The organism is Burkholderia lata (assembly GCF_000012945.1).
GTDB lineage: Bacteria > Pseudomonadota > Gammaproteobacteria > Burkholderiales > Burkholderiaceae > Burkholderia > Burkholderia lata.
This window is the reverse complement of sequence record NC_007510.1, coordinates 2,571,093-2,591,562: the sequence shown is the minus strand read 5'-3', so window position 1 is coordinate 2,591,562 and position 20,470 is coordinate 2,571,093. Positions and strand designations below refer to the sequence as shown.

The 20,470-nt window shown below is 68.7% G+C and carries 18 protein-coding genes; 7 read left to right on the top strand and 11 right to left on the bottom strand.

All coding sequences use genetic code 11. The annotated features are described in order from the left end of the window. Positions 1-4 precede the first annotated feature (4 nt). Positions 5-1,114: a fatty acid desaturase gene (locus tag BCEP18194_RS17625; RefSeq protein WP_011352629.1), complete on the bottom strand. Its 1,110-nt coding sequence runs from the start codon at positions 1,112-1,114 to the stop codon at positions 5-7. Between the two features lie 205 nt (positions 1,115-1,319). Here BCEP18194_RS17625 and BCEP18194_RS17620 point away from each other — a divergent pair, with 205 nt between their 5' ends. Then, a complete protein-coding gene (locus tag BCEP18194_RS17620) occupies positions 1,320-2,357 on the top strand; it encodes an AraC family transcriptional regulator (RefSeq protein ID WP_011352628.1) in 1,038 nt (345 codons plus the stop codon). Positions 2,358-2,421: 64 nt separating this feature from the next. Here BCEP18194_RS17620 and BCEP18194_RS17615 read toward each other — a convergent pair whose 3' ends face one another. From BCEP18194_RS17615 to cysD, 5 genes are all read right to left on the bottom strand, one after another. Beyond that, entirely contained in the window at positions 2,422-3,471 is a 1,050-nt protein-coding gene (locus tag BCEP18194_RS17615; protein ID WP_011352627.1) for a lactonase family protein, read from the bottom strand. Further along, complete coding sequence (locus BCEP18194_RS17610; protein ID WP_011352626.1) at positions 3,458-4,825, bottom strand: MFS transporter; 1,368 nt, start codon at positions 4,823-4,825, stop codon at positions 3,458-3,460. The genes BCEP18194_RS17615 and BCEP18194_RS17610 overlap by 14 nt, the downstream gene beginning before the upstream one ends. A gap of 295 nt (positions 4,826-5,120) precedes the next feature. Then, positions 5,121-6,308, bottom strand: a complete 1,188-nt coding sequence (locus BCEP18194_RS17605; RefSeq protein ID WP_011352625.1) for a helix-turn-helix transcriptional regulator — start codon at positions 6,306-6,308, stop codon at positions 5,121-5,123. A gap of 129 nt (positions 6,309-6,437) precedes the next feature. Next, on the bottom strand, positions 6,438-8,360 hold the full coding sequence (cysN, locus tag BCEP18194_RS17600) for a sulfate adenylyltransferase subunit CysN (RefSeq protein WP_011352624.1): 1,923 nt from the start codon (positions 8,358-8,360) through the stop codon (positions 6,438-6,440). Continuing rightward, positions 8,360-9,256, bottom strand: a complete 897-nt coding sequence (cysD, locus tag BCEP18194_RS17595; protein WP_011352623.1) for a sulfate adenylyltransferase subunit CysD — start codon at positions 9,254-9,256, stop codon at positions 8,360-8,362. The genes cysN and cysD overlap by 1 nt, the downstream gene beginning before the upstream one ends. Positions 9,257-9,470: 214 nt before the next feature. Here cysD and BCEP18194_RS17590 point away from each other — a divergent pair, with 214 nt between their 5' ends. The 4 genes from BCEP18194_RS17590 to BCEP18194_RS17575 are packed head-to-tail and all read left to right on the top strand — an operon-like array spanning position 9,471 to position 13,602. Then, complete coding sequence (locus tag BCEP18194_RS17590; protein ID WP_011352622.1) at positions 9,471-10,580, top strand: DUF1214 domain-containing protein; 1,110 nt, start codon at positions 9,471-9,473, stop codon at positions 10,578-10,580. Continuing rightward, the gene (locus BCEP18194_RS17585) at positions 10,577-11,770 is read left to right on the top strand and encodes a sulfotransferase family protein (protein WP_011352621.1); all 1,194 of its coding nucleotides are present in this window, start codon (positions 10,577-10,579) and stop codon (positions 11,768-11,770) included. Before BCEP18194_RS17590 ends, BCEP18194_RS17585 begins: the two co-directional genes overlap by 4 nt. 42 nt (positions 11,771-11,812) lie before the next feature. After that, positions 11,813-12,604 (top strand): SDR family oxidoreductase, encoded by a 792-nt coding sequence (locus BCEP18194_RS17580; RefSeq protein ID WP_011352620.1) that lies wholly within the window; start codon positions 11,813-11,815, stop codon positions 12,602-12,604. A 17-nt stretch (positions 12,605-12,621) separates the two neighbouring features. Next, on the top strand, positions 12,622-13,602 hold the full coding sequence (locus tag BCEP18194_RS17575; RefSeq protein ID WP_011352619.1) for a hypothetical protein: 981 nt from the start codon (positions 12,622-12,624) through the stop codon (positions 13,600-13,602). 65 nt (positions 13,603-13,667) lie between these two features. On the opposite strand, the gene BCEP18194_RS17570 is transcribed toward BCEP18194_RS17575, so the two are convergent. Then, on the bottom strand, positions 13,668-14,120 hold the full coding sequence (locus tag BCEP18194_RS17570; protein WP_011352618.1) for a nuclear transport factor 2 family protein: 453 nt from the start codon (positions 14,118-14,120) through the stop codon (positions 13,668-13,670). Positions 14,121-14,133: 13 nt separating this feature from the next. Then, a complete protein-coding gene (locus tag BCEP18194_RS17565) occupies positions 14,134-14,613 on the bottom strand; it encodes an SRPBCC domain-containing protein (RefSeq protein WP_011352617.1) in 480 nt (159 codons plus the stop codon). Positions 14,614-14,970: 357 nt separating this feature from the next. Between BCEP18194_RS17565 and BCEP18194_RS17560 the strand changes: the two genes are divergently transcribed. Then, positions 14,971-16,449 (top strand): cryptochrome/photolyase family protein, encoded by a 1,479-nt coding sequence (locus BCEP18194_RS17560; protein WP_041492897.1) that lies wholly within the window; start codon positions 14,971-14,973, stop codon positions 16,447-16,449. Between the two features lie 22 nt (positions 16,450-16,471). Here BCEP18194_RS17560 and BCEP18194_RS42260 read toward each other — a convergent pair whose 3' ends face one another. From BCEP18194_RS42260 to BCEP18194_RS17545, 3 genes are all read right to left on the bottom strand, one after another. Then, positions 16,472-16,594 carry a hypothetical protein gene (locus BCEP18194_RS42260; RefSeq protein ID WP_041492896.1) on the bottom strand — a complete coding sequence of 41 codons (123 nt, stop codon included), beginning with the start codon at positions 16,592-16,594 and terminating at the stop codon, positions 16,472-16,474. Continuing rightward, entirely contained in the window at positions 16,585-17,817 is a 1,233-nt protein-coding gene (locus BCEP18194_RS17550; protein WP_011352615.1) for an MFS transporter, read from the bottom strand. Before BCEP18194_RS17550 ends, BCEP18194_RS42260 begins: the two co-directional genes overlap by 10 nt. Before the next feature lie 185 nt (positions 17,818-18,002). Beyond that, positions 18,003-18,944, bottom strand: coding sequence for a LysR substrate-binding domain-containing protein (locus BCEP18194_RS17545; RefSeq protein WP_011352614.1), 942 nt, complete (start codon positions 18,942-18,944; stop codon positions 18,003-18,005). Between the two features lie 376 nt (positions 18,945-19,320). On the opposite strand from BCEP18194_RS17545, the gene BCEP18194_RS17540 reads away from it, so the two are divergent. Continuing rightward, a complete protein-coding gene (locus tag BCEP18194_RS17540) occupies positions 19,321-20,361 on the top strand; it encodes an alpha/beta hydrolase family protein (protein ID WP_011352613.1) in 1,041 nt (346 codons plus the stop codon). Positions 20,362-20,470: the final 109 nt, after the last annotated feature.

Here is a 20,470-nt window from a genome sequence, read left to right as displayed (position 1 = left end):
GGCGTTACGCGTCGGCCTGAGCCTGGCGCGTACCACGCGACGGGCGATAACCGCTCCAGCGATTCGCCCGCGCGAACGTGCCGACGTCGTTGAAGCGCACGCCGACTTCACGCAGCGCCGCATGCGCGGTGCGCGCGGTCAGCTGGCGGATGTAGAACGGGTCGCGCACCACGAAGTGATGGATCGCGTGCGTGCTGCCGAAATTGAAGCAGAACAGCTGGAACGGCAGCATCCACCACGGGTTGAGCACCTGCGTCTGCTGGATCACGTTGCGCGAATCGATGTCGCCGAAGTAATGCATGTTCGAGCTGACGAAGTTGATGCAGAAGCTGCGCACGAAGTTCGGCCCGAGCCATACCACGGCCAGGAAATCGACGACGCTCATCACGCGTTCGACGACGGCCGGCACCGTCACCGGGAAGCCGAACGCATGCAGCGCGAACAGGCCGACGTGATAGACGATGAACGCGTGCCACAGCACGTAATACACGTGACCGACCGGCATGTACGACGACACCTGCTCGACGCGCAGCTGCAGGCGCTCGGACGGATCCTGCACCGGCTGCGCGGCCACATACTGCTTCACCTTGCGGCGCATCGCGGTGGGGCGCAGCACGACGGCGAGCATGCCGTCCGCGATCATCAGCAGCCGTTTCACGCCCCAGCGCTCGCCGTTGGTGATGCCGAATTCCTCGAGATCCGATTCGCCGCCCGACACCTTGTGGTGATGCAGGTGCATGCGCCGCCGCGTCCACGGGTTGATCGTGCCGGGCCGCGTGAGCCAGCACAGCGCCATCATCAGGTGGTAGGCCCACGGCGTCTTCTTGAAGTACATCAGGTGGATCAGGTCGTGCTCGAGCTCGTGGATCAGCGACGTGACGAACGCGGCGAGCGGGAGTGCGACGTACCATGCGATCGCGCCGCGCGCATACAGCCAGGCGATCGCGAGCATCGCGCTCACCGAGACGGCCATCACGGTCGCGCCGACGAGGTTCTGGTTGTCGAGCAGCGGAAAGCGCGCGCGGATCGCGTCGCTCGCGGCGTTGACCTCGCGGCGGACGTACGCGACCTTGTCCGCGTCGTTGCGAAAGGCGGTTCGTGCGGGTTGGCTCATCGACCGGGATTCCTGCGGAAAGGGTGGGGCGCAATGCCGATGTGACAAGCATAGGCGCGCGCCGGACCGCACGCGAGGGCCGTGGGTGCCAATGGCGGTGTCATTTCGGGCCACGATGGCCGGCCGGCGCGGCTAGAGTCTTGCCCCGGTGTCATTGCGGGCCAGCGACGCTACAATCCGCCGAAACCGCTTCGGAGTCCGCCGCATGGTCCTGTCCGTCCCGGATGCCGCGCGCCAGCTGAACAAGGCGACGGTATCGTCCGCGTATGCGCTGTTCATGCTGATGCTGGCCGAGGAGCGCGGCATCGACGGCGACCGCGTGCTTGCCGGCTCGGGCGTCGAGCGCGACCGGCTCGCGCAGCCCGATGCGCGCATCACGCCGCTGCAGCAGGCGGCGATCGTGTTCAACCTGCTCGACGCGACCGACGATCCGTCGATCGCGATCGAGATCGGCCTGCGCAGCAGCCTGACGAAAGCGGGACTGATCGGCTTCGGGCTGATGAGCTGCGCGACGCTCGGCGAGGCGATCTCGCTCGGCATCCGCTACCTGCCGACACGCGTGCCGTTCTTCTCGGTGCGGCTCGCGCAGCTCGACGGGATCGTCGATATCGACGTGCTCGAGGCGTTTCCGCTCGGCCGGTTGCGGCAGTTTGCGGTCGAGAACTTCCTGGTCGAGACGGCGATCCTGTTCAATTCGCTGCTGTATCCGGTGCCAGGGCGCACGCTGCAGTCGCGTGCCGAACTCCATTTCGAATGGCCGGAGCCGCCGTGGTTCGAGCGTTATCGCGCGCGACTGCCGCGCTGTCACTTCGACGCGAGCGCCAACCGCATCCGCTGCGACGCCGCGCTGCTCGACGAGCCGATCGGTACCGCGAATGCGCACACCGCGCAGATGATCGTGCAGCAGTGCGAGGCCGAACTCGCGCGGCTCGGCTATGCGGAAAGCATCGTCGAGCGCGTGCGCAACCTGCTGATTTGCGGCGAGGGCGGCTATCCGTCGGTCGACGACGTCGCGCGCGAACTGCATGTGTCGGCGCGGACGCTCAAGCGCAAGCTCGCCGAGTACGGCGCGACCTATTCGGCGCTGCTCGACGAGATTCGGCTGCGCGACGCGCTGCGGCTGCTCGAGGGGACACGGCTGCCGGTCGACGAGATCGCCGCGCGCGTCGGCTATACGGATCGCGCCAATTTCACGCGCGCGTTCAAGCGCTGGACGGGCGTCGCGCCGAGCGAGCGGCGCTGAACGCGGGGCCGCACCGGCCTGCATGGCGGGCCTGCCGAGTCAGGTTCCGTGCGCCACGACTTCATCAGACGATCGCGACCCAGTTCGCACCGCGTCCGCCCGGCACGCGCGCGTGCGGCGACAGCGCGCCGTCGTCCGGCGCGATCGCATACACCGATACGTATTCCGACTGTTCGCCGCAGGCGACGAGCCAGCGCCCCGACGGGTCGATGGCGAACCCGCGCGGCTGCGTCTCGGTGGCGGTCGCGTGCGCGGGTTCGAACGTGCCGTCTTCGCCGCGGCGATAGCAGAGCAGGCGGCTTGACGTGCGTTCGCTGACATAGGCGAAACGCTCGTCGGGCGTCAGGTGCAGGTCGGCGGCCCAGACGGACGGTTCGGTGGGCGCGGGCGGCCGCGCATGGCCTTGCGCGAGTTCGGCGACGGCGGGATGGCGCGCGCTGACATGCGCATCGCCGAGCCGGCCGGTGTCGGGATCGCGCGTGAACGTCGCGAGCGTGGCCTCGAATTCGCTGACGACGACGAGCGCACGGCCGTCATCAGCAAATTGCAGGTGACGCGGGCCGAACCCGGTCGGCACGCGCGTTTCGCCGTGTTCGAGCGCGCGCAGGCCGGCCGCGTCTTCGACGAGCGCGAAGCTGAACACGCGATCCGAGCCGAGTGAACTGACGTACGCGAAACGGTTGTCCGGCGACACGATCACCGAGTGCGCGTTCGCGATGCCGCTCGCGACTTGCAACGGCGTGCCGTCGCCGTCGCGCACGTGCGCGGCGTCGTAGAGACTCAGCGAGTTCCCGCCGTAAGACGCGCCGAGCAGCCAGCGGCCGCTGCGGTCGAGCGACAGGTACGCATGGCTCGCGTCGATCGCGGTCGTGCCGATGCGCACGAGCGCGCCGGTGGCCGGCACGACGCGGAACGCGACGATCGTCGGTTGTTCACCGCGCGTCGCGACGTAGAGGCGAGCCCGGTCGGCCTGCACGGCGATCGGCATCGCGACGTCGGCTGCGGGATAGCGGGCGAGCGGCGCAAGCGTGCCGTCGGCCGCGAGCGAGAAGGTGGAGAGATCGCCGTCTGCGGCATTCGAGACGACGACGGTCGGGCGGTCAGTGTTCGGCATGGCGGAGCATCGAAGCGTTCGTGAAGGATTCGTCGGCCGGCAGGCCGCGCGGCGGATCGCTACGCCGGTGCGTGCGCGCGAACAGCGCGGCGACCGCGGCGACGAGCGAAGCGATCGCGAGCGCATACAGCCCGCCCGTGATCGAACCCGTATGTTGCTTCAGATAGCCGAACGCCGTCGGCGCGACGAAGCCGCCGAGGTTGCCGACCGAGTTGATCAGCGCGATCACGGCCGCGGCCACGCGCGTGTCGAGATAGCCCTGCGGGATCGGCCAGAACAGCGACGACGCGGCCTTGAAGCCGAGCGCGGCGAAGCAGATCGACGCGAACGACCATACCGGATCGTGCGACGTCGACGCGAACAGCCCGCATGCGGCGAGCACGAGCGCGACTGAGAGCCAGCGCTGCGGATGCTTCCACTTCGACGACAGCACCGCGAAGCCGTACATCGCGCCGATCGCGATCATCCACGGAATCGTGTTGTACAGGCCGACCTGGAAATCGGTGAGGCCGCCCATCTTGCGGATGATCGTCGGCAGCCAGAACGTGGCCGCGTAGATCGTCAGCTGGATCGAGAAATACAGGAAGCAGAACAGCATGATCTGCGGGTCGCGCAGCAGCGCGGTGGCGCGCACCGGCACGTTCGAGCGGACGTCGCGCGTCGCGCGCTCCTCGTCGAGCGCGTTCTGGAGCGCCGTGCGTTCTTCGGCCGTGAGCCACGTCGCGTCGCGGATATGCGATTTCAGCAGCAGCCAGCTCGCGCCGCACAGCGCGACCGAGAACAGCCCTTCGATCAGGAACATCCATTGCCAGCCTTCGAGGCCGAAGCCGCGAATCGACAGCAGCGCGCCCGTAACGGGCCCGGACAGTACCGACGCGAACGCGGAGCCGCCGAGGAAGATCGCCATCGCCTTGCCGCGCTCCTGCGGCGGCAGCCATTGCGACAGGTACAGCACGACGCCGGGGAAGAAGCCGGCCTCGGCCACGCCGAGCAGGAAGCGCAGCGTGTAGAACGACGTGTCGTTCCACACGAACGCCATCGCGGCCGCGACGATGCCCCACGTCGCCATGATCCGGGCGAGCCACACGCGTGCGCCGTAGCGCTGCATCAGCAGGTTCGACGGCACTTCGAACAGCGCGTAGCCGACGAAGAACAGCCCGGCGCCGAGCCCGTACGCGGCCGCGCCGATGCCGATCGACGCTTCGAGGTGACGATCGACGAAGCCGACGTTCACGCGGTCGATGTAGTTCGCGATGAACATGATCAGCACGAGCGGCAGCACGTGCCACTTCACTTTCGAGACGGCGGACGCGAGCGGGTCGCGTCCGGGCAGAGCGGGCGAGGGCGGGTTCAAGCGTGTCTCCGGTCGGGCGGCGGCGGACGGGGCGGGTGCTCGCGTCAGCGTCTGGGTGGCAGTCTGTGTAGTATGTCGTCGTATGACATGGTACGCCTGAGTGCCGATGATGAGGTCGCGGGTTTACCCGTGAATTGCTCAGATATTGGGGAATTTGATGAGACGCTTCGATGATTCATTCATGTCTGATGACGTATGACATGAAATGAGTGCGAGCCGATTTTCGTGGTTTCGGTCGCGACCCGCGCGCGATGCATCGACCGGGCAGCCCGTCGCGAGGCTGCCGGTGCGGTTGCTATGCCATCGACACGACGCTGTTGAGCAGCGTCTTCACGAGCACGGCCTGCCGCGTCGCGCCCGTTTTCGCGAAGATGCCGCGCAGGTGCGCGCGCGCGGTGTTCTTCGTGATGCCGGTCGCGGCGGCCGCCTCGTCGAGCGTCAGCCCGTCGACGAGCAGCAGCGCGATTTCGGTTTCCATCGGCGTGAGCCGGAACAACCGGTGCAGCATGTCGCGCGACGTCTGCGGCGACGACGCCGGATCGCGGACGAACACCGCGACGGCCGGCCGGTGCTGGCGGTCCTCCGCACCGCGGTAGGGCGCGAGCGGGCGCAGCAGCACACTCAACGGCATCGCGCCGCCGGGGCGCGACAGCGTGGTGGCTTCGATGCGGGCGAGCGCGCCCGCGCGGAAATGCTCGAGCGCGGCCTGCAGCGCCTTCTGCAGCCGGCGCTCATCGAGCGGACACGACGCGTGGAGCCGCTCCTGGCGCACGCACAGCCCGTCCTGCTGCTCGATCAGCCGCTCGGCGATGCGGTTGCGCTTGATCACGCGGCCGTCCTCGTCGACGATCGCTGTGCCGACGTCGAGCCGGTCGACGGTGCCCGCGTACAGCGCGCGTTCGGCATCGAGCACGTCGAAGGCCGCGTGCAGTTCGACCGCCCGCTGCAGGTGCGGCAGCAGCGTCGCGACCTGCGCGCGCTCGGCCGCATCGAAATCGCGGCCGCCGTGCGCGCGGCTCACGAAGAACGCGCATTCGACGCCGCGTTCGCCGCGCAGGTTCGCGCCGAGGATGTAGCGCAGGTCGAGCGGCTGCAGGTACTGCCGGTAGAAATCGTGCGCGCACCACGCGGTTTCGCCGAACAGCCGGTCGGCCGTGAAGACCTGGCCGGGGGGCTGGTCGAGAAACGGGCACAGCGCGTAGAACTGCTCGCTGTACGACGGTTCGCCGGGCAGCAGCGGGCCCTGCGCCGATGCATTGATGATGAGCCCGTGCCGTGCGCTGCCCGGATTGCGCAGCACCAGGGTCGTGAAGCTCGCGTCGAGCCGCGCGCGGACCGCTTCGAGGAAGCCGCCCCACGGGGTCGGTTCCGACGGGCCCTGATAGACGAGCCCGAGCCACGCGCTGAGTTCGCGCGCCGTCCATGCGGCGTCGTCGAAACCGTCGTGCGCGGCCGGGTCGCCGGGCGCCAGCGCGATGGGCATGCTTGTGTTCTCCTGGTCGGGATGAAGGATTCCCGGACCAGCATACCGGCCGGCTGGCGGCCCGCGTCATCCGAACGGAGTAGGCGACGCGGGCGAGCGGGCCGCCGCCGGGCGGCCCACTCGCGGCACTTACGCCGCGCGCTCGCGCAGCAGGTACGCGACGATGCGATCGGCCGCTTCTTCCGGCGACTCGGCGACCGTGTCGACACGCAGTTCGGCCTGCGCGGGCGGTTCGTACGGCGAATCGATGCCCGTGAAGTGCTTCAGCTCGCCGCGTCGCGCCTTCTTGTACAGGCCCTTCGGATCGCGTTCCTCGGCAACCGCGAGCGGCGTGTCGACGAACACTTCGACGAACTCGTCGGCCCCGACCAGCGCGCGCGCCATGTCGCGCTCCGCGCGGAACGGCGAGATGAACGACACGAGCGTGATGAGCCCCGCGTCGAGCATCAGCCGCGCGACTTCGGCGACACGCCGGATGTTCTCCACACGATCGGCCTCGGTGAAGCCGAGATCGCGATTGAGCCCGTGCCGCACGTTGTCGCCGTCGAGCAGGTACGTGTGCTTGCCGAGCGCGTGCAGCCGCTTCTCGACGAGATTCGCAATCGTCGACTTGCCGGCGCCCGACAGCCCCGTCAGCCACACGATGCGCGGCGTCTGCGCCTTCAGTGCGGCACGCGCGGCGCGATCGACGTCGACGGCCTGCCAGTGCACGTTGTGCGCGCGGCGCAGCGCGAAGTGCAGCATCCCGGCACCGACCGTGTCGTTGGTGACGCGGTCGATCACGATGAAGCCGCCGGTGTGGCGATTGCGGTCGTACGGATCGAACGCAACGGGCCGGTCGAAGCTCAGGTTGCACACGCCGATCTCGTTGAGCGCGAGCGTGCGCGCCGCGAGATGCTCGCGCGTGTTCACGTCGATCTTGTACTTCGGCGTCGCGCAGGTCGCGCCGACCGTCTGCGTGCCGAGCTTCACGAGATACGGGCGCCCGGGCAGCAGCGGCGCGTCGTGCATCCACACGAGCGTCGCCTCGAACTGGTCGGCCACCTCGGGCGGCGCATCCGCGCGCGCGATCATGTCGCCGCGGCTGATATCGATCTCGTCGGCGAGCGTGAGCGTCACCGCGTCGCCGGCGCGCGCGATGTCGCTTTCGCCGCCTTGCGTGATCACCGACGCGACGCGGCTCTCCTTGCCGGACGGCAGCACGCGCACGCGCTCGCCGACGCGGATCTCGCCCGATGCGATGCTGCCCGCGTAGCCGCGGAAATTCAGGTGCGGGCGGTTGACCCACTGCACCGGCAGCCGGAACGGCTCGTCGCTAGTCACGCGTGCGGCGAGCGGCAAGGTGTCGAGATGCTGCATCAGCGTCAGGCCCGCGTACCACGGCATCCGCGCGCTCGGCACGATCACGTTGTCGCCGCGCAGCGCTGACATCGGGATGCTGACGATCTCCGCCAGCCCGAGCTCGGCCGCGAACGCGCGATAGTCGGCGTCGATGCGATCGAACACGGCCTGGTCGTAGTCGACCAGGTCCATCTTGTTGATCGCGAGCACCACGCGCTTGATGCCGATCAGCGCGACGAGATGGCTGTGGCGGCGCGTCTGCGTGAGCACGCCCTTGCGCGCGTCGATCAGGATCACGGCGAGATCGGCAGTCGACGCGCCGGTGATCATGTTGCGCGTGTACTGCTCGTGGCCGGGCGTATCGGCGACGATGAACTTGCGCCGCGCGGTGGCGAAGAAACGGTACGCGACGTCGATCGTGATCCCTTGCTCGCGTTCGGCCGACAGGCCGTCGACGAGCAGTGCGAAATCGAGTTCGCCGCCCTGCGTGCCGACCTTCTTCGAATCGGCCTCGAGCTGCGTGAGCTGGTCGTCGAACAGCATGTTCGATTCGTAGAGCAGGCGGCCGATCAGCGTGCTCTTGCCGTCGTCGACACTGCCGCACGTGATGAAGCGCAACAGGTCCTGGGTTGGCGTGTCCGCTTCGTCGGCAGCGTGTGAATCGGGTGCATGGTGCGCGAGCGCCTCGGGCGCGGTGAGAACGTGTGCCATCAGAAATATCCCTCCTGTTTCTTCTTTTCCATCGAACCGGCCGAATCGCTGTCGATCAGTCGTCCTTGCCGTTCGGACGTGCGCGTCTCGCGCATCTCCTGCAGGATGTCGTCGAGCGACGTCGCGTCGCTGTCGATCGCACCCGTCAGCGGATAGCAGCCGAGCGTGCGAAAGCGCACCTTGCGCATCTGCGGCACTTCGCCTTCGCGCAGCGGCAGGCGCTCGTCGTCGACCATGATCAGCGCGCCGTCGCGTTCGACCACGGGCCGTTCCTTCGCGAAGTAGAGCGGGACGATCGGGATGTCGTGAAGCTGGATGTACTGCCAGATGTCGAGCTCGGTCCAGTTCGAGATCGGGAACACGCGCAGGCTTTCGCCCTTGCGCTTGCGCGCGTTGTACAGCGACCAGAGCTCGGGGCGCTGGCGCTTCGGGTCCCAGCGGTGCTGTTCCGAGCGCAGCGACACGATGCGCTCCTTCGCGCGCGATTTTTCCTCGTCGCGGCGGGCGCCGCCGAACGCGGCGTCGAAGCCGTAGTGATCGAGCGCCTGCTTGAGCCCTTGCGTCTTCCACACGTCGGTGTGCACGGCCGAGCCGTGCGTGAACGGATCGATGCCGTTCGCGACGCCGTCGGGGTTGATGTGCACGCGCAGGTCGAGGCCGAGGCGCGCGGCCGTCTCGTCGCGAAACGCGATCATCTCGCGGAATTTCCAGGTCGTATCGACGTGCAGCAGCGGAAAGGGCGGCTTCGCCGGGTAGAACGCCTTCATCGCGAGATGCAGCATGACCGAGCTGTCCTTGCCGATCGAATACAGCATCACCGGGTTTTCGCTCTCGGCGACCACCTCGCGCATGATGTGGATGCTTTCGGCCTCCAGCCGCTCCAAGTGGGTCAACATCGTTCGTCTCCTTGTTTCATGCCGGTGCCGCGCGACATGTGCGGCGTTTCGTGCATGACACCGACGGTATCGAGCGAGCGGCATGCCGATCTTCGTCCGGGTGGACTAAATCGCGGCATGGCGGTGGAGCGGATCTTTCCTTAGTCCACCCGGACGAAGTGGCGCGCGGCGGCGGCGCTTAAGGTGAGCGCTCGACCATCGGCGGAGAGAACACATGACGGACGACACACGTGCCACGCAATTGCTTTCGGGCCAGACCTGGGCCGATTTCTGCGACACCCTGAAACGCAGCGGACAACAGATCCTGCGCGCCGAGGCGCCGGACGATCCGCTGACGCGCGCGGAAGGATTCCGCTACCTGAGCCGGCTGATGCGCATCGCGCTCGAAATGCACGTCGAGTTCGCGGACGGCGCATGGCCGGGCTTTTTCTCGCCGTCGCACGAGACCGCGAAGATCGGCGCCGACAATCCCGACAACCTGTACCAGTACGCGCGTCTCGACGGCCGCTGCGAATACCGCGTGACGGGGCGGCGCGGCACGGTGGCCTACCTGAGCTTCGGCACGCAGAAGGGCGGCTACGAGACCGACGGCAAGATGCTGCAGACGGGCTTTCTCGATGCGAAGCAGCTCGAGATCGCGCCGGACGGCAGCTTCGAGATCGTGCTGAGCGAAACGCCGCGTGCGGGCAACTGGGTGCGCATGGAGCCGGGCACCAACGCGTTGCTGGTGCGCCAGACCTTCCTCGACCGTCGTGCGGAAACGCCGGCGCAGCTGAAGATCGAGCGCATCGGCGCCGACGATCGCCCGGCGCCGCTCGACCCGCTCGTGCTGCAGGGCGGCCTCACGCGCGCCGCGCAGTTCGTCGAGCAGACGTCGAAGCTGTTCGCGGACTGGGCCGCGAGCTACCGGTCGCACGTGAACGCGCTGCCGCCTGCCGACCAGGCGCTGTGCCAGTCGGTCGGCGGCGATCCGAACATTTATTACTACCACTCATGCTGGGCGCTGGCCGACGATGAAGCGCTCGTGATCGACGTCGACACGGTGCCCGATTGCGACTTCTGGAACGTGCAGCTCAACAACTACTGGATGGAGTCGCTCGATTACCGGCACTTCGATATCTGCGTGAACAAGCACAGCGCACGGCTGAACGCGGACGGCGGCGTGACGGTGGTCGTCGCGGCCGCGCGGCCGGGTGACGCGAACTGGCTCGATACGGCCGGCCATCGCACCGGCACGATCTGCTGGCGCTGGGTGGGCGCCGCGCAGCCGGTGCATCCGCGCACGCGGGTGGTGAAGCTCGCGACGCTGAAGGAGGCCGCATGAACGCGCCGCTTGACCGGGTCCGCACGCTGCTCGCGGCCGACGGGTTGATCGCCGAAGCCGTGTCGCGCACGGGCGGACTGACCGCGTTCGGTGACGGGCCGTATCGCGAGGCGCTCGACGTGATGTGCGCGTCGCTGATCGACGACGCGAAGCTGTCCGCGCGCGGCGCGGAGATGATGCGCGAGAAGCTCGTCGGCCAACTCGTGAACCGGCTCGTTATCGAGGATTACTTCCGGCGTCATCCGGAGATCGCGGACGTCGAGATCGACGATCCGCTCGTGATCGTCGGCCTGCCGCGCACGGGGACGACGCTGCTGCAGCGCCTGCTGGCCGTCGACCCGCGCTTCCATACGGCCGCGTGGTGGGAAACCCGCTACCCGGCGCCGCTCGCGGGCGAGACGCTTGCCGAACCGGCGGTGCGCATCGCGCGTGCGCAGGCCGAGGTCGCGACGATGATCGACTGCATCCCGCAGATCCTGACGATCCACCCGCTCGATGCGATGCTCGCCGACGAGGAGTTCATGCTGATGGAGCATTCGTTCGTGTGCGCGATGGATTCGTACGCGAACGTGCCTCGCTATACGGCGTGGCTCGCGCGGCAGGATCTCACGCCGGTCTATACGTACCTGAAGCGGATGCTGCAGTTCCTGCAGTGGCAGAAGGCGCAACGCGGCGTCGCGCCGGCCGCGCGCTGGCTGCTGAAGACGCCGCAGCACCTGCACGCGCTCGACGTGCTGTGCCGGGTGTTTCCGCGCGCGCAGGTCGTGCTCACGCACCGCGATCCGGCGCAGACGATTCCGTCGATGGCGAGCATGGCGCACACGTTGTGGCAGATGTATGCGGACGATCCTGATCCGCTTGCCGTCGGCGCGCAGTGGAACGCGGGGATGGCGCGCGCGATCGGTGCGGCGATGGCCGCGCGCGACGCGCTGCCGGCCGACCGGTTCCTCGACGTGCGCTTCGAGGATACGGTGTCGAATCCGCTTGGCGTGGCCGAGGCCGTGTACGCGTTTGCGGGGATGCCGCTCGATGCGCGGCAGCGCACGGCGATGACGGACTGGATGGCGCGCAACGGCCGTGACAAGCGCGCCGCACACGACTATTCGATCGCGCGCTTCGGCTTCACCGATGCGCAGCTCGCGCGCGACTTCGCCGCGTATCGCGCGCGGCACCTGCGGGCGGCAGGCTGACGGCCATTGCTCGCTAGATCAACGACAACCAGGAGACAACCCATGTTGCTGAAGGACAAGATCGTCGTGATTTCAGGGATCGGGCCGGGGCTCGGCGTGAAGCTCGCTGTCGAAGCTGCACGCGAGGGCGCGCGCGGCGTGGTCGTCGCCGCGCGCACGATGGAAAAGCTCGACGACGCCGAAGCGCGAATCCAAGCACTCGGCGTCGATTGCGATGTGCTGAAGGTGAAGACCGACATCACCGACCGCGCACAATGCCGGCAGCTCGCGACGCAGGCCGTCGAGCGCTTCGGCCGGATCGACGCGCTCGTGAACAGCGCATTCGTGCACGGCACGTTCCCGGAACCGGTGGAGGAGGCCGATCTCGATGGCTGGCGCGCGGTGTTCGACACCAACGTGTTCGGTACGATGGCGCTCACGCAGGAAGTCGTGCCGCACATGAAGCGACAGAAGCGCGGCGCGATCGTGATGATCAACACGCAGGCGACCCGCAAGCCGTTTGCAGGGGAAGGCGGTTACGCTGTATCGAAGGGCGCGCTCGCGGTTGCGGCAAAATACCTGGCGCGAGAACTCGGCGTGCACGGCATTCGCGCGAACAGCATCCACATGGGGTGGATGTGGGGCGTGCCGACCCAGACGTATTTCCGGCAGGCGGCCGCCGAGTACGGGATGACGGAAGAGCAGATCATCGCGCCGATCGCGTCGAACATCGCGCTCGCGAAGCTGCCGACCGACGATGACTGCGCGCGTGCCGCACTGTTCCTCGCGTCGGACTACGCGAACGCGGTGACGGGCGCGACGCTCGACGCGAATGGCGGCGATTTCATGCCCTGACGATGGAGCAAGGGAACATGCAGGACAACCACGAAACACAACATTTCTTTGCGTTCAACGGCGACGCGGACGGGCTGTGCGCACTTCAGCAACTGCGGCTGGCGGAGGGCGTGCACGGCACGCTCGTGACCGGCGTGAAGCGCGACATCAAGCTGCTCGAGCGGATCGACGCGCGGGCAGGCGACATCGTCACCGTGCTCGACGTGTCGCACGACCAGAATCGCGACGCGTGCGCGCGGCTGCTGCGCGACGGCGCGACGGTCCGCTATTTCGACCATCACTTCGCGGGCGAGCTGCCTGACGAGCCGCGCTTCGACGCGCATATCGACACGGCAGCCGACGTCTGCACGAGCGCAATCGTGAACCGCTATCTCGGCGGCCGGCACGTGCGCTGGGCGATCGTCGCGGCGTTCGGCGACGAGTTGCCGGCGCTCGGCCACGCGCTCGCGCGCGAGCACGGGATTGGCGACGCCGAGCGCGACACGCTCGCCGAACTCGGGCTCTACCTGAACTACAACGCGTACGGCGAGTGTGTCGGCGATCTGCATTTCGATCCGGCCGCGCTCGCCGACGCGATGCTGCCGTGCGTCGACCCGCTCGATTTCGTGCGCGAGACGGCCGTATTCGCCGCGCTGCGCGACGGCTACCGCGACGACATGGCGCACGCGTGCGCACTCGCGCCGCTGCGCGAGGTGCCCGGTGCGACGCTGGTCCGGATGCCTGATCATCCGTGGGCACGGCGCGCGACGGGCATGCTCGCGAACGAGCGGATACGCAACGCGCCGCATGCGGCGCTCGCGGTGCTGTCGCCGCGCGCGGACGGCGGGCTCGTCGTCAGCGTGCGCGTGCCCGATGGCCGGCCGCTCGGCGCCGACGAGTTCTGTCGCGGCTTCCCGACCGGCGGCGGGCGCAAGCGCGCGGGCGGCATCAACCATCTGCCGGAAACCGAGTTCGACGCGTTCGCCGAGCGATTCGAGGCCGCGTTCCGGCTCGATTGATCGACGCGATGGTCCAGGATGCGCGCGCCGTGCAGCTTTCGCACGGCGCGCGCGTCGCGCATGGATCAACCGGTCGCGCCCGCGAGCACGGCCGGCACGTTGTGGCCGTAGCAGCGCTCTTCGACGCGCTCGGCGATGCGCCAGCCCTGCGCGGTGCGCATGAACCGGTCGACGTACCACAGCCCGAGAAACATCACCTGCGTGCTGCCGTCCGGCAGCGCGACCTCCATCGGATTGAAGCAGATCGTGCGGCCGCGCGCGGTATCGCCTTCGAGCCGGATCGACAGGTTGCCGACCATGTGCTGGTACTGCGGAAACTGCGGCAGCACGGTGCGCAGCCACGCCTTTACCTCCGGATAGCGGCCGGCGATGCCGCCCATCGCGCGATAGTCGATTGCGGCATCCGGTGTGAACACCGCGTCGAGCGCGTCGAAGTCGCGCGTGTCGATCGCAGTCGAATACGCGACGATCAGCTCGCGGATGTCGTGATGGTCGGACAGTGTTTGCAGATCGGGCATCGGCGGCTCCCGGTCACGCGTTGTTGCGCCGGCGTGCCGCGTGGAGCGCTTCGGCACGCTGCTTCACGTCGCGCGCGCACTGGTCGAAGCCCTGTTTCACCCACCCGCCGTGGTTCTGCATGATCGTGTCTGCGTTGAGGCCGAGGAACTGGTCGGTCGTGAAATAGCGGCAGCGCTCCGCGCCGATCGCATCGATGTACTGGTCGCGGCGCGCGGCGTCCTTGTTGTCGTCGGTCGGGCGCTGCTCCCACGACAGCAGGCGTTCGGGTTCGTACGCGACGAGGATCTCGTTGACGGGAATCACGGTCTCCGTGCCCGGGATGCGCACCTGCATGTGCACGAAATCACCGAGTTTGCCGGTCGTTTCGAAGCCGACGCAGAACGTGTTCCATTCGCCGTAGCGCGGGAAGTCGGTCAGCACTTCCCAGACGACGGAGGCCGGTGCGTCGATGTCGACGGTGATCGAGGTGACGAGATTCGAGGGTTTGGTCATGGCGGCGTATCGGATGAAGCCGCGCGTGCCCGGGTGGCGGGAAGCGTCGCGGCGGTCGGAAGGAGCCGCGCCGATATCGGTCGGCGCGCGTGACGGGTGCGGATCGGGACCTGCGGGGCGTTCGCCGCCCGCACGTGCCGCGCAGTGCGGCGCACCCGACATCGAGCGTAGGCCCGCGCACGCGGCGAAGAATCGTCGGAATGGACTAAGGCGTTTCACCGGGGCAGCAGGGCGGTGCGATTGCCGTGACGGCCGGCGGCATGGGCGCGCCGGCGCGCCGTGTGCGTCGCACGTCGACACCACGCAGCGCAGCCGCGACAATACGTGTCTCTTTCCGCTTTCGTCATCGAGGTGCCTGTGCCCGCCAAGTCGTCCGTTGCTCCCGCGATCGTCTGGTTCCGCGACGATCTGCGCGTGACCGACCAGCCCGCGCTGACGCGCGCGGTGGAATCGGGCCGGCCGCTCGTGTGCGTATTCGTCGACGACACGGGCGACGGCGCGGGGCGAGCGCTCGGCGGCGCGGCGCGCTGGTGGCTGCACGGGTCGCTGGCGGGGCTCGATGCGGCGCTCGCGCGTCATGGCGGGCGCCTGCTGCTGTTGCGTGGCGACGCGCAGCGCGAGATCGAGCGCGTCGTGCACGACACGGGCGCGGAAGCCGTGTACTGGAACCGCCGCTATGCGCAACCGCAGCGCGACGCCGATGCGGCGCTGAAGGCGTCGCTCAAGGCGCGTGGTGTGACGGTCGAGAGCAGCAACGGCAGCCTGCTGAACGAGCCCTGGGAAGTGCTGACAGGCAGCGGCGGCCCGTATCAGGTGTTCACGGCCTACTGGCGTGCGGCGCGTCGCGACCGCACGGTCGCCGTGCCGCTGCCGGAACCCGAGCGGATCGCGTTTCATCCGTGGCCGAAAGCCGTGCGTGACTGCGCGCTGGCGCTCGACGTGCTTGCTTTGCGTCCGCCGGTGCCGGATTGGGCCGGCGGCCTGCGCGACGCGTGGCCCGCGCCCGACGAAGCTGGCGCGCACGCCCGGCTCGACGCATTCCTGACGGCATCGCTCGCCGGCTATGCGGATGCGCGCGACCTTCCCGACCGTCCCGCGACGAGCCGGCTGTCGCCGTTCCTGCGCTTTGGCAACCTGTCGCCGCGACAGGTGTGGCATGCGGTGCAGGGTGCCGCGAACGCAGGCGGCGCGGCGGTGGCCGCGGACGCCGACAAATTCCTGAGCGAGCTCGGCTGGCGCGAGTTCAGCTACACGCTGCTGTATCACTTCCCGGCGCTCGCCAGCGACAACTTCCGCGCGCAATTCGATGCGATGCCGTGGCGCGACGATCCCGCCGCGCTGCGTGCATGGCAGCGCGGGCGGACCGGCTATCCGCTCGTCGATGCGGGCCTGCGCGAACTGTGGACGACCGGCTGGATGCACAACCGCGTGCGGATGGTCGTCGCGTCGTTCCTGATCAAGCATTTGCTGATCGACTGGCGCGCGGGCGAAGCGTGGTTCTGGGACACGCTGGTCGACGCCGATCCCGCGAACAACGCGGCGAGCTGGCAGTGGGTGGCCGGTTGCGGTGCCGACGCCGCGCCGTATTTCCGCATCTTCAATCCGGTCGCACAGGGGCAGAAGTTCGATCCGGACGGTGCGTACGTGCGGCGCTGGGTGCCCGAGCTTGCCGGCCTCGACAACGCATCGATCCACGCGCCGTGGGAAGCATCGCCGCTGGAACTCGACGCGGCCGGCGTGCGGCTCGGCGTCGACTATCCGGCACCGCTCGTCGAGCATGCGGCCGCGCGTGCCCGTGCGCTCGATGCGTTGGCGGCATTGCCGAAGCGCCGCTGACCGCACGCTCCGGGCTGTCGCATCAATTGCAGAACGCGACGTGTTCGAGCAGCGCGTACGCGACGCCCGAACTGAAATAGGCCGCGCCGCACCATGCGACGAACGCGAGCGTGCCGGCGGCCAGCGCCGCGCGGATCATGCCCATGCCGCGTTGCCCGATGCGGGACGCGCGACGCGCGCGTCGTTGATCGGCAGGTGCAGCAACGCCGCGAGTACGCCGAGCGCGATCGAGCCGATCCACAGCGGCATGTACGAATGCGTCGCGTCGTACACCACCGCGCCGAGCCAGACGCCGAAGAAGCTGCCGAGCTGGTGCCCGAAGAACACGAAGCCGAACAGCGTCGCGATGTAGCGCACGCCGAACACCTGCGAGATCACGCCGTTCGTCAGCGGCACGGTGCCGAGCCACGTGAACCCCATCACGGCTGCGAACACGTAGACGCTCGCGGGCGACAGCGGCGCGGCGACGAACACGGCCATCGTGAGCGCCCGCACGAGGTACAGCACCGACAGCACGTACTTGCGCCGCAGCAGCCCGCCGAGATGGCCGCACGCATAGGTGCCGGCCACGTTGGTCAGCGCGATCAGCGCGAGCGCGACGCTCGCGTGGCGTGCCGGCAGCCCGTGGTCGAGCAGGTACGCGGGAAGATGCGTCGCGATGAACGCGAGCTGGAAGCCGCACGCGAAGAAGCCCGCGTTCAGCAGCCAGAAGCCGCGATGCGCGAACGCCTCGCGCACGGCTTCGCCGATCGACTGGTCGGGGCCGGCGGCTACGCCGGCCGCCTGCGCGGGCCGGTCGCGCAACAACACGGCGAGCGGTGCGAGCAGCGCCGCGACGAGCGCCAGCGCGATGAACGCATGCCGCCAGCCGATGCCGCCGATCAGCTCTTGCGCGACGGGCACCATGCAGAACTGGCCGAGCCCGCCGATCGCACCTGCGACGCCGAGCGCCCAGCCGCGCCGGTCGGGCGGAAACAGGCGGCTCAGCGCGCCATAGATCGACGCGAACGCCGAGCCTGACAGCGCAACGCCGATCACGAGCCCGGCGCCGATCGTGAACATGCCGGTCGTCGCCGCGTGCGCCATCGTGACGAGCCCGGCCGCGTAAAGCAGCATCCCGGCGACGATCACGCGCAGCGAGCCGAAGCGATCGGCGACCATCCCCGTGAACGGCTGCGCGACGCCCCAGATCAGGTTCTGCAGCGCCAGGGCGAGGCCGAACGCCTCGCGCGACCAGCCGTGGTCGAGCGACACCGGTGCGAGGAACAGGCCCTGCACGTGGCGGATGCCGAGCGCGGCGCCCATGATCAAGCCGCCGGCCAGTACGGGCAGCCAGCGGCGGCGGACTTCCTGCTCGATCGGGGTCATGCGTGTCTCCGGATGAAGGCGCGGCAAGACGGCCGCGCTCGATCCGATTAGACGATCGGGCTCGCCGTCGCTCAAGCGATCATTCGGTCAGGTTGGCATGCGTGCAGGGAATGCGACGCGGGGCGTGCGGAGTGGGGCGGGAGCGCCCGGCAACGGTCAGCTTCGTTTGTCACCGTTGCGCCGGCTTACGCCGAAGTCGGGCCGTGCGCACGCATCGCGGCATCGCATTCGGCCGCTTCGGCGAGCATCCAGTCGCGGACGTCGGCAACTTCGCGGCGCGGGGCCGGATCGTGCTGGAACAGCCAGTAGCCGTACGCATCCGACAGCGCCTGCGTGTGTGGGCCGAGCACCGCGAGCCGCCCGTCCGCGAGCATCGGCGCGACGAGCGCGAGGCGGCCGAGCGCGACGCCCTGGCCCGCGATCGCGGCCTGGATCACCTGGTCGTACTGGTTGAAACGCAGCACGCCTTTCGGGCGCGCGTCGCCGAGCCCGGCCGCGTGCAGGTGTGCGCGCCACTGCAACTGCGGCTGCGGCGGCCCGTCGAATTCGAGCAGCACGTGGTCGGCGATCGCGGCCGCGTTCGTGACGGGCCGCGCGGCGAGCGCCGGATGCGCGACCGGCACGACGATTTCGTCGAACAGCCGCAGCGCGCCGGCCGGCGCGCGGTCGCGCGGACAATAGCGGATCCCGAGGTCGATGCCTTCGGCGCGCAAATCGAGTACCTTGTCGTTCGCGGCGACGCGTAAGTCGATCTCCGGCAGGCGCGCCTGCAGCCGCCCGAGCCGCGGCAGCAGCCACAGCGCGGTGACGCCGATGCTCGCGGTGATCGTGACGGGCTGGCGCTCGCGCGCGGCGGCGAGCGACGCGACGGTGTCCTGCAGCCCGTGCAGTGCCGCATCCGCGACACGAAACAGCCGCTCGCCTTCGGGTGTGAACGCGATCTTCCGGTAGCCGCGCTGCAGCAGCGCGACACCGAGATGCGCTTCGAGTGCGTGCACCTGGCGGCTGACCGCCGATTGCGTGACGCACAGGTCCTGCGCGGCGAGCGTGATGCTCATGCGGCGGCCGACGGCGACGAAACCGCGGACGAGGTCGAGCGACGGGAGACGGACGAGCGGCGTTGACATGCGCGTGACTCATGCGAACGGAGCAGCAAGATTGGTTGAGAACGCCGGGCGCGTCAAGTTCAATGGAGGCTGGTGTGGAAGGCGAAGGATGGGGCGGGAGCGGGCGCTCGTCTGTTGACGCGTTGGCCGGCCGCGAAGCGTGAGCACGAGCAGGCACCGAGGCGATAACCCGGACGGATCACGAAGGAGGGGGGGCCGAGTAAGCGCTGAAGCGCTAACTCGGACCGACCGCCGTGGGGGTGGAGTAAGCGCTAAAGCGCTAACTCCGGCCGACCGCCGTGGGGGTGGAGTAAGCGCTGAAGCGCTAACTCCACCCATCCACGCCATGGGGTCCGAGTAAGCGCTGAAGCGCCAACTCGGACCGACAGGAGACAAGATGACAATTTCGAACGAAGGCAACGGAATGAAGCAGGGCACCCGCGCGGCAGACGCATTGCCCCCCGAACCCGTGACGCTGCGCGCGGCCGACGGCTATGCATTGCGCGGCCACGTATGGCGCCATCGCGGCGGCAGTGGCGCTCGCCCCGTAACGGTCATCAATTGCGCGACGTCGGTGCGTTGCGACTACTACTTTCGTTTCGCGGCCTGGCTGTTTGCCCAGGGGCGCGACGTGCTCGTCTACGACTATCGCGGCATCGGCGGGTCGCGCCCGGCGCAGCTCGCGAAGCTGCGCGCGAACTGGCTCGACTGGGGGCGGCTCGATTGCGAAGCCGCGCTGCAATACGCACACGACGCGTTTCCGGGCCAGCCGATCGACGTCGTCGCGCACAGCGTCGGCGGGGTTGCGCTCGGGCTCGCCGCATCGAACGTCCACGTGCGGCATGCGGTGACGGTCGGCGCGCAGTATGCGTACTGGCGCGATTACATGCCGGCCGAACGGCGGCGCATGTGGTGGAAGTGGCACGTCGCGATGCCGGTGCTCGCGGCCGTGTTCGGTTACGTGCCAGCGAAGCGGCTCGGCTGGATGGAGGACACGCCGCGCGGCGTCGCGTTGTCGTGGGTGCGCTCGCAGGCGCGCTTCGAGGACAGCTATACGAGCGGCCTGCTCGCCGAACCCGCCGCGAGCCGCGCCGCGTTGCCCGCCCGCTTCGCAGCGCTATCGGCGCCGATGCTCGCGATCGGTCTCGACGACGACGGGTTCGGCACGGTCGAGGCGATCGAGCGGCTGGTCGGCTACTACACGGGCAGCGACGTCACGCACCTGCGGATCGCGCCGGCCGACATCGGCGTCGACGCGATCGGCCATTTCGCGTTTTTCCACAGTCGCTTCACCGAAACACTGTGGCCGCTGGCGCTCCACTGGCTGCAACACGGCGTGCTGCCGGCCGATGCGCCGGGCAAAGTACATGCGATCCACCCGGCATCGCGCAGACGTGGGCCCGGCAGCGGTGTGCCGGGCGTTGCCGCGAACGGGTGACAGGGCGGCCGCGTCACGCGGGTGCCTGCCGCGAGGACAACAAGCGTCAGCGCGGCGCCCAGTGCCGGCAGCATTGCCACCGACGGGCCGCAACGGCTCGCCGTACCGC

Excerpts from the sequence above, each read along its gene's own strand:
- BCEP18194_RS17615 (WP_011352627.1), bottom strand. The coding sequence starts at position 3,471 with ATGCCGAACACTGACCGCCCGACCGTCGTCGTCTCGAATGCCGCAGAC.
- BCEP18194_RS17540 (WP_011352613.1), top strand. The coding sequence starts at position 19,321 with ATGACAATTTCGAACGAAGGCAACGGAATGAAGCAGGGCACCCGCGCG.
- cysN (WP_011352624.1), bottom strand. The coding sequence starts at position 8,360 with ATGGCACACGTTCTCACCGCGCCCGAGGCGCTCGCGCACCATGCACCC.
- BCEP18194_RS17605 (WP_011352625.1), bottom strand. The coding sequence starts at position 6,308 with ATGCCCATCGCGCTGGCGCCCGGCGACCCGGCCGCGCACGACGGTTTC.
- BCEP18194_RS17590 (WP_011352622.1), top strand. The coding sequence starts at position 9,471 with ATGACGGACGACACACGTGCCACGCAATTGCTTTCGGGCCAGACCTGG.
- BCEP18194_RS17565 (WP_011352617.1), bottom strand. The coding sequence starts at position 14,613 with ATGACCAAACCCTCGAATCTCGTCACCTCGATCACCGTCGACATCGAC.
- BCEP18194_RS17625 (WP_011352629.1), bottom strand. The coding sequence starts at position 1,114 with ATGAGCCAACCCGCACGAACCGCCTTTCGCAACGACGCGGACAAGGTC.
- BCEP18194_RS17620 (WP_011352628.1), top strand. The coding sequence starts at position 1,320 with ATGGTCCTGTCCGTCCCGGATGCCGCGCGCCAGCTGAACAAGGCGACG.
- BCEP18194_RS42260 (WP_041492896.1), bottom strand. The coding sequence starts at position 16,594 with ATGGGCATGATCCGCGCGGCGCTGGCCGCCGGCACGCTCGCGTTCGTC.
- BCEP18194_RS17580 (WP_011352620.1), top strand. The coding sequence starts at position 11,813 with ATGTTGCTGAAGGACAAGATCGTCGTGATTTCAGGGATCGGGCCGGGG.
- cysD (WP_011352623.1), bottom strand. The coding sequence starts at position 9,256 with ATGTTGACCCACTTGGAGCGGCTGGAGGCCGAAAGCATCCACATCATG.
- BCEP18194_RS17570 (WP_011352618.1), bottom strand. The coding sequence starts at position 14,120 with ATGCCCGATCTGCAAACACTGTCCGACCATCACGACATCCGCGAGCTG.
- BCEP18194_RS17545 (WP_011352614.1), bottom strand. The coding sequence starts at position 18,944 with ATGTCAACGCCGCTCGTCCGTCTCCCGTCGCTCGACCTCGTCCGCGGT.
- BCEP18194_RS17575 (WP_011352619.1), top strand. The coding sequence starts at position 12,622 with ATGCAGGACAACCACGAAACACAACATTTCTTTGCGTTCAACGGCGAC.
- BCEP18194_RS17550 (WP_011352615.1), bottom strand. The coding sequence starts at position 17,817 with ATGACCCCGATCGAGCAGGAAGTCCGCCGCCGCTGGCTGCCCGTACTG.
- BCEP18194_RS17585 (WP_011352621.1), top strand. The coding sequence starts at position 10,577 with ATGAACGCGCCGCTTGACCGGGTCCGCACGCTGCTCGCGGCCGACGGG.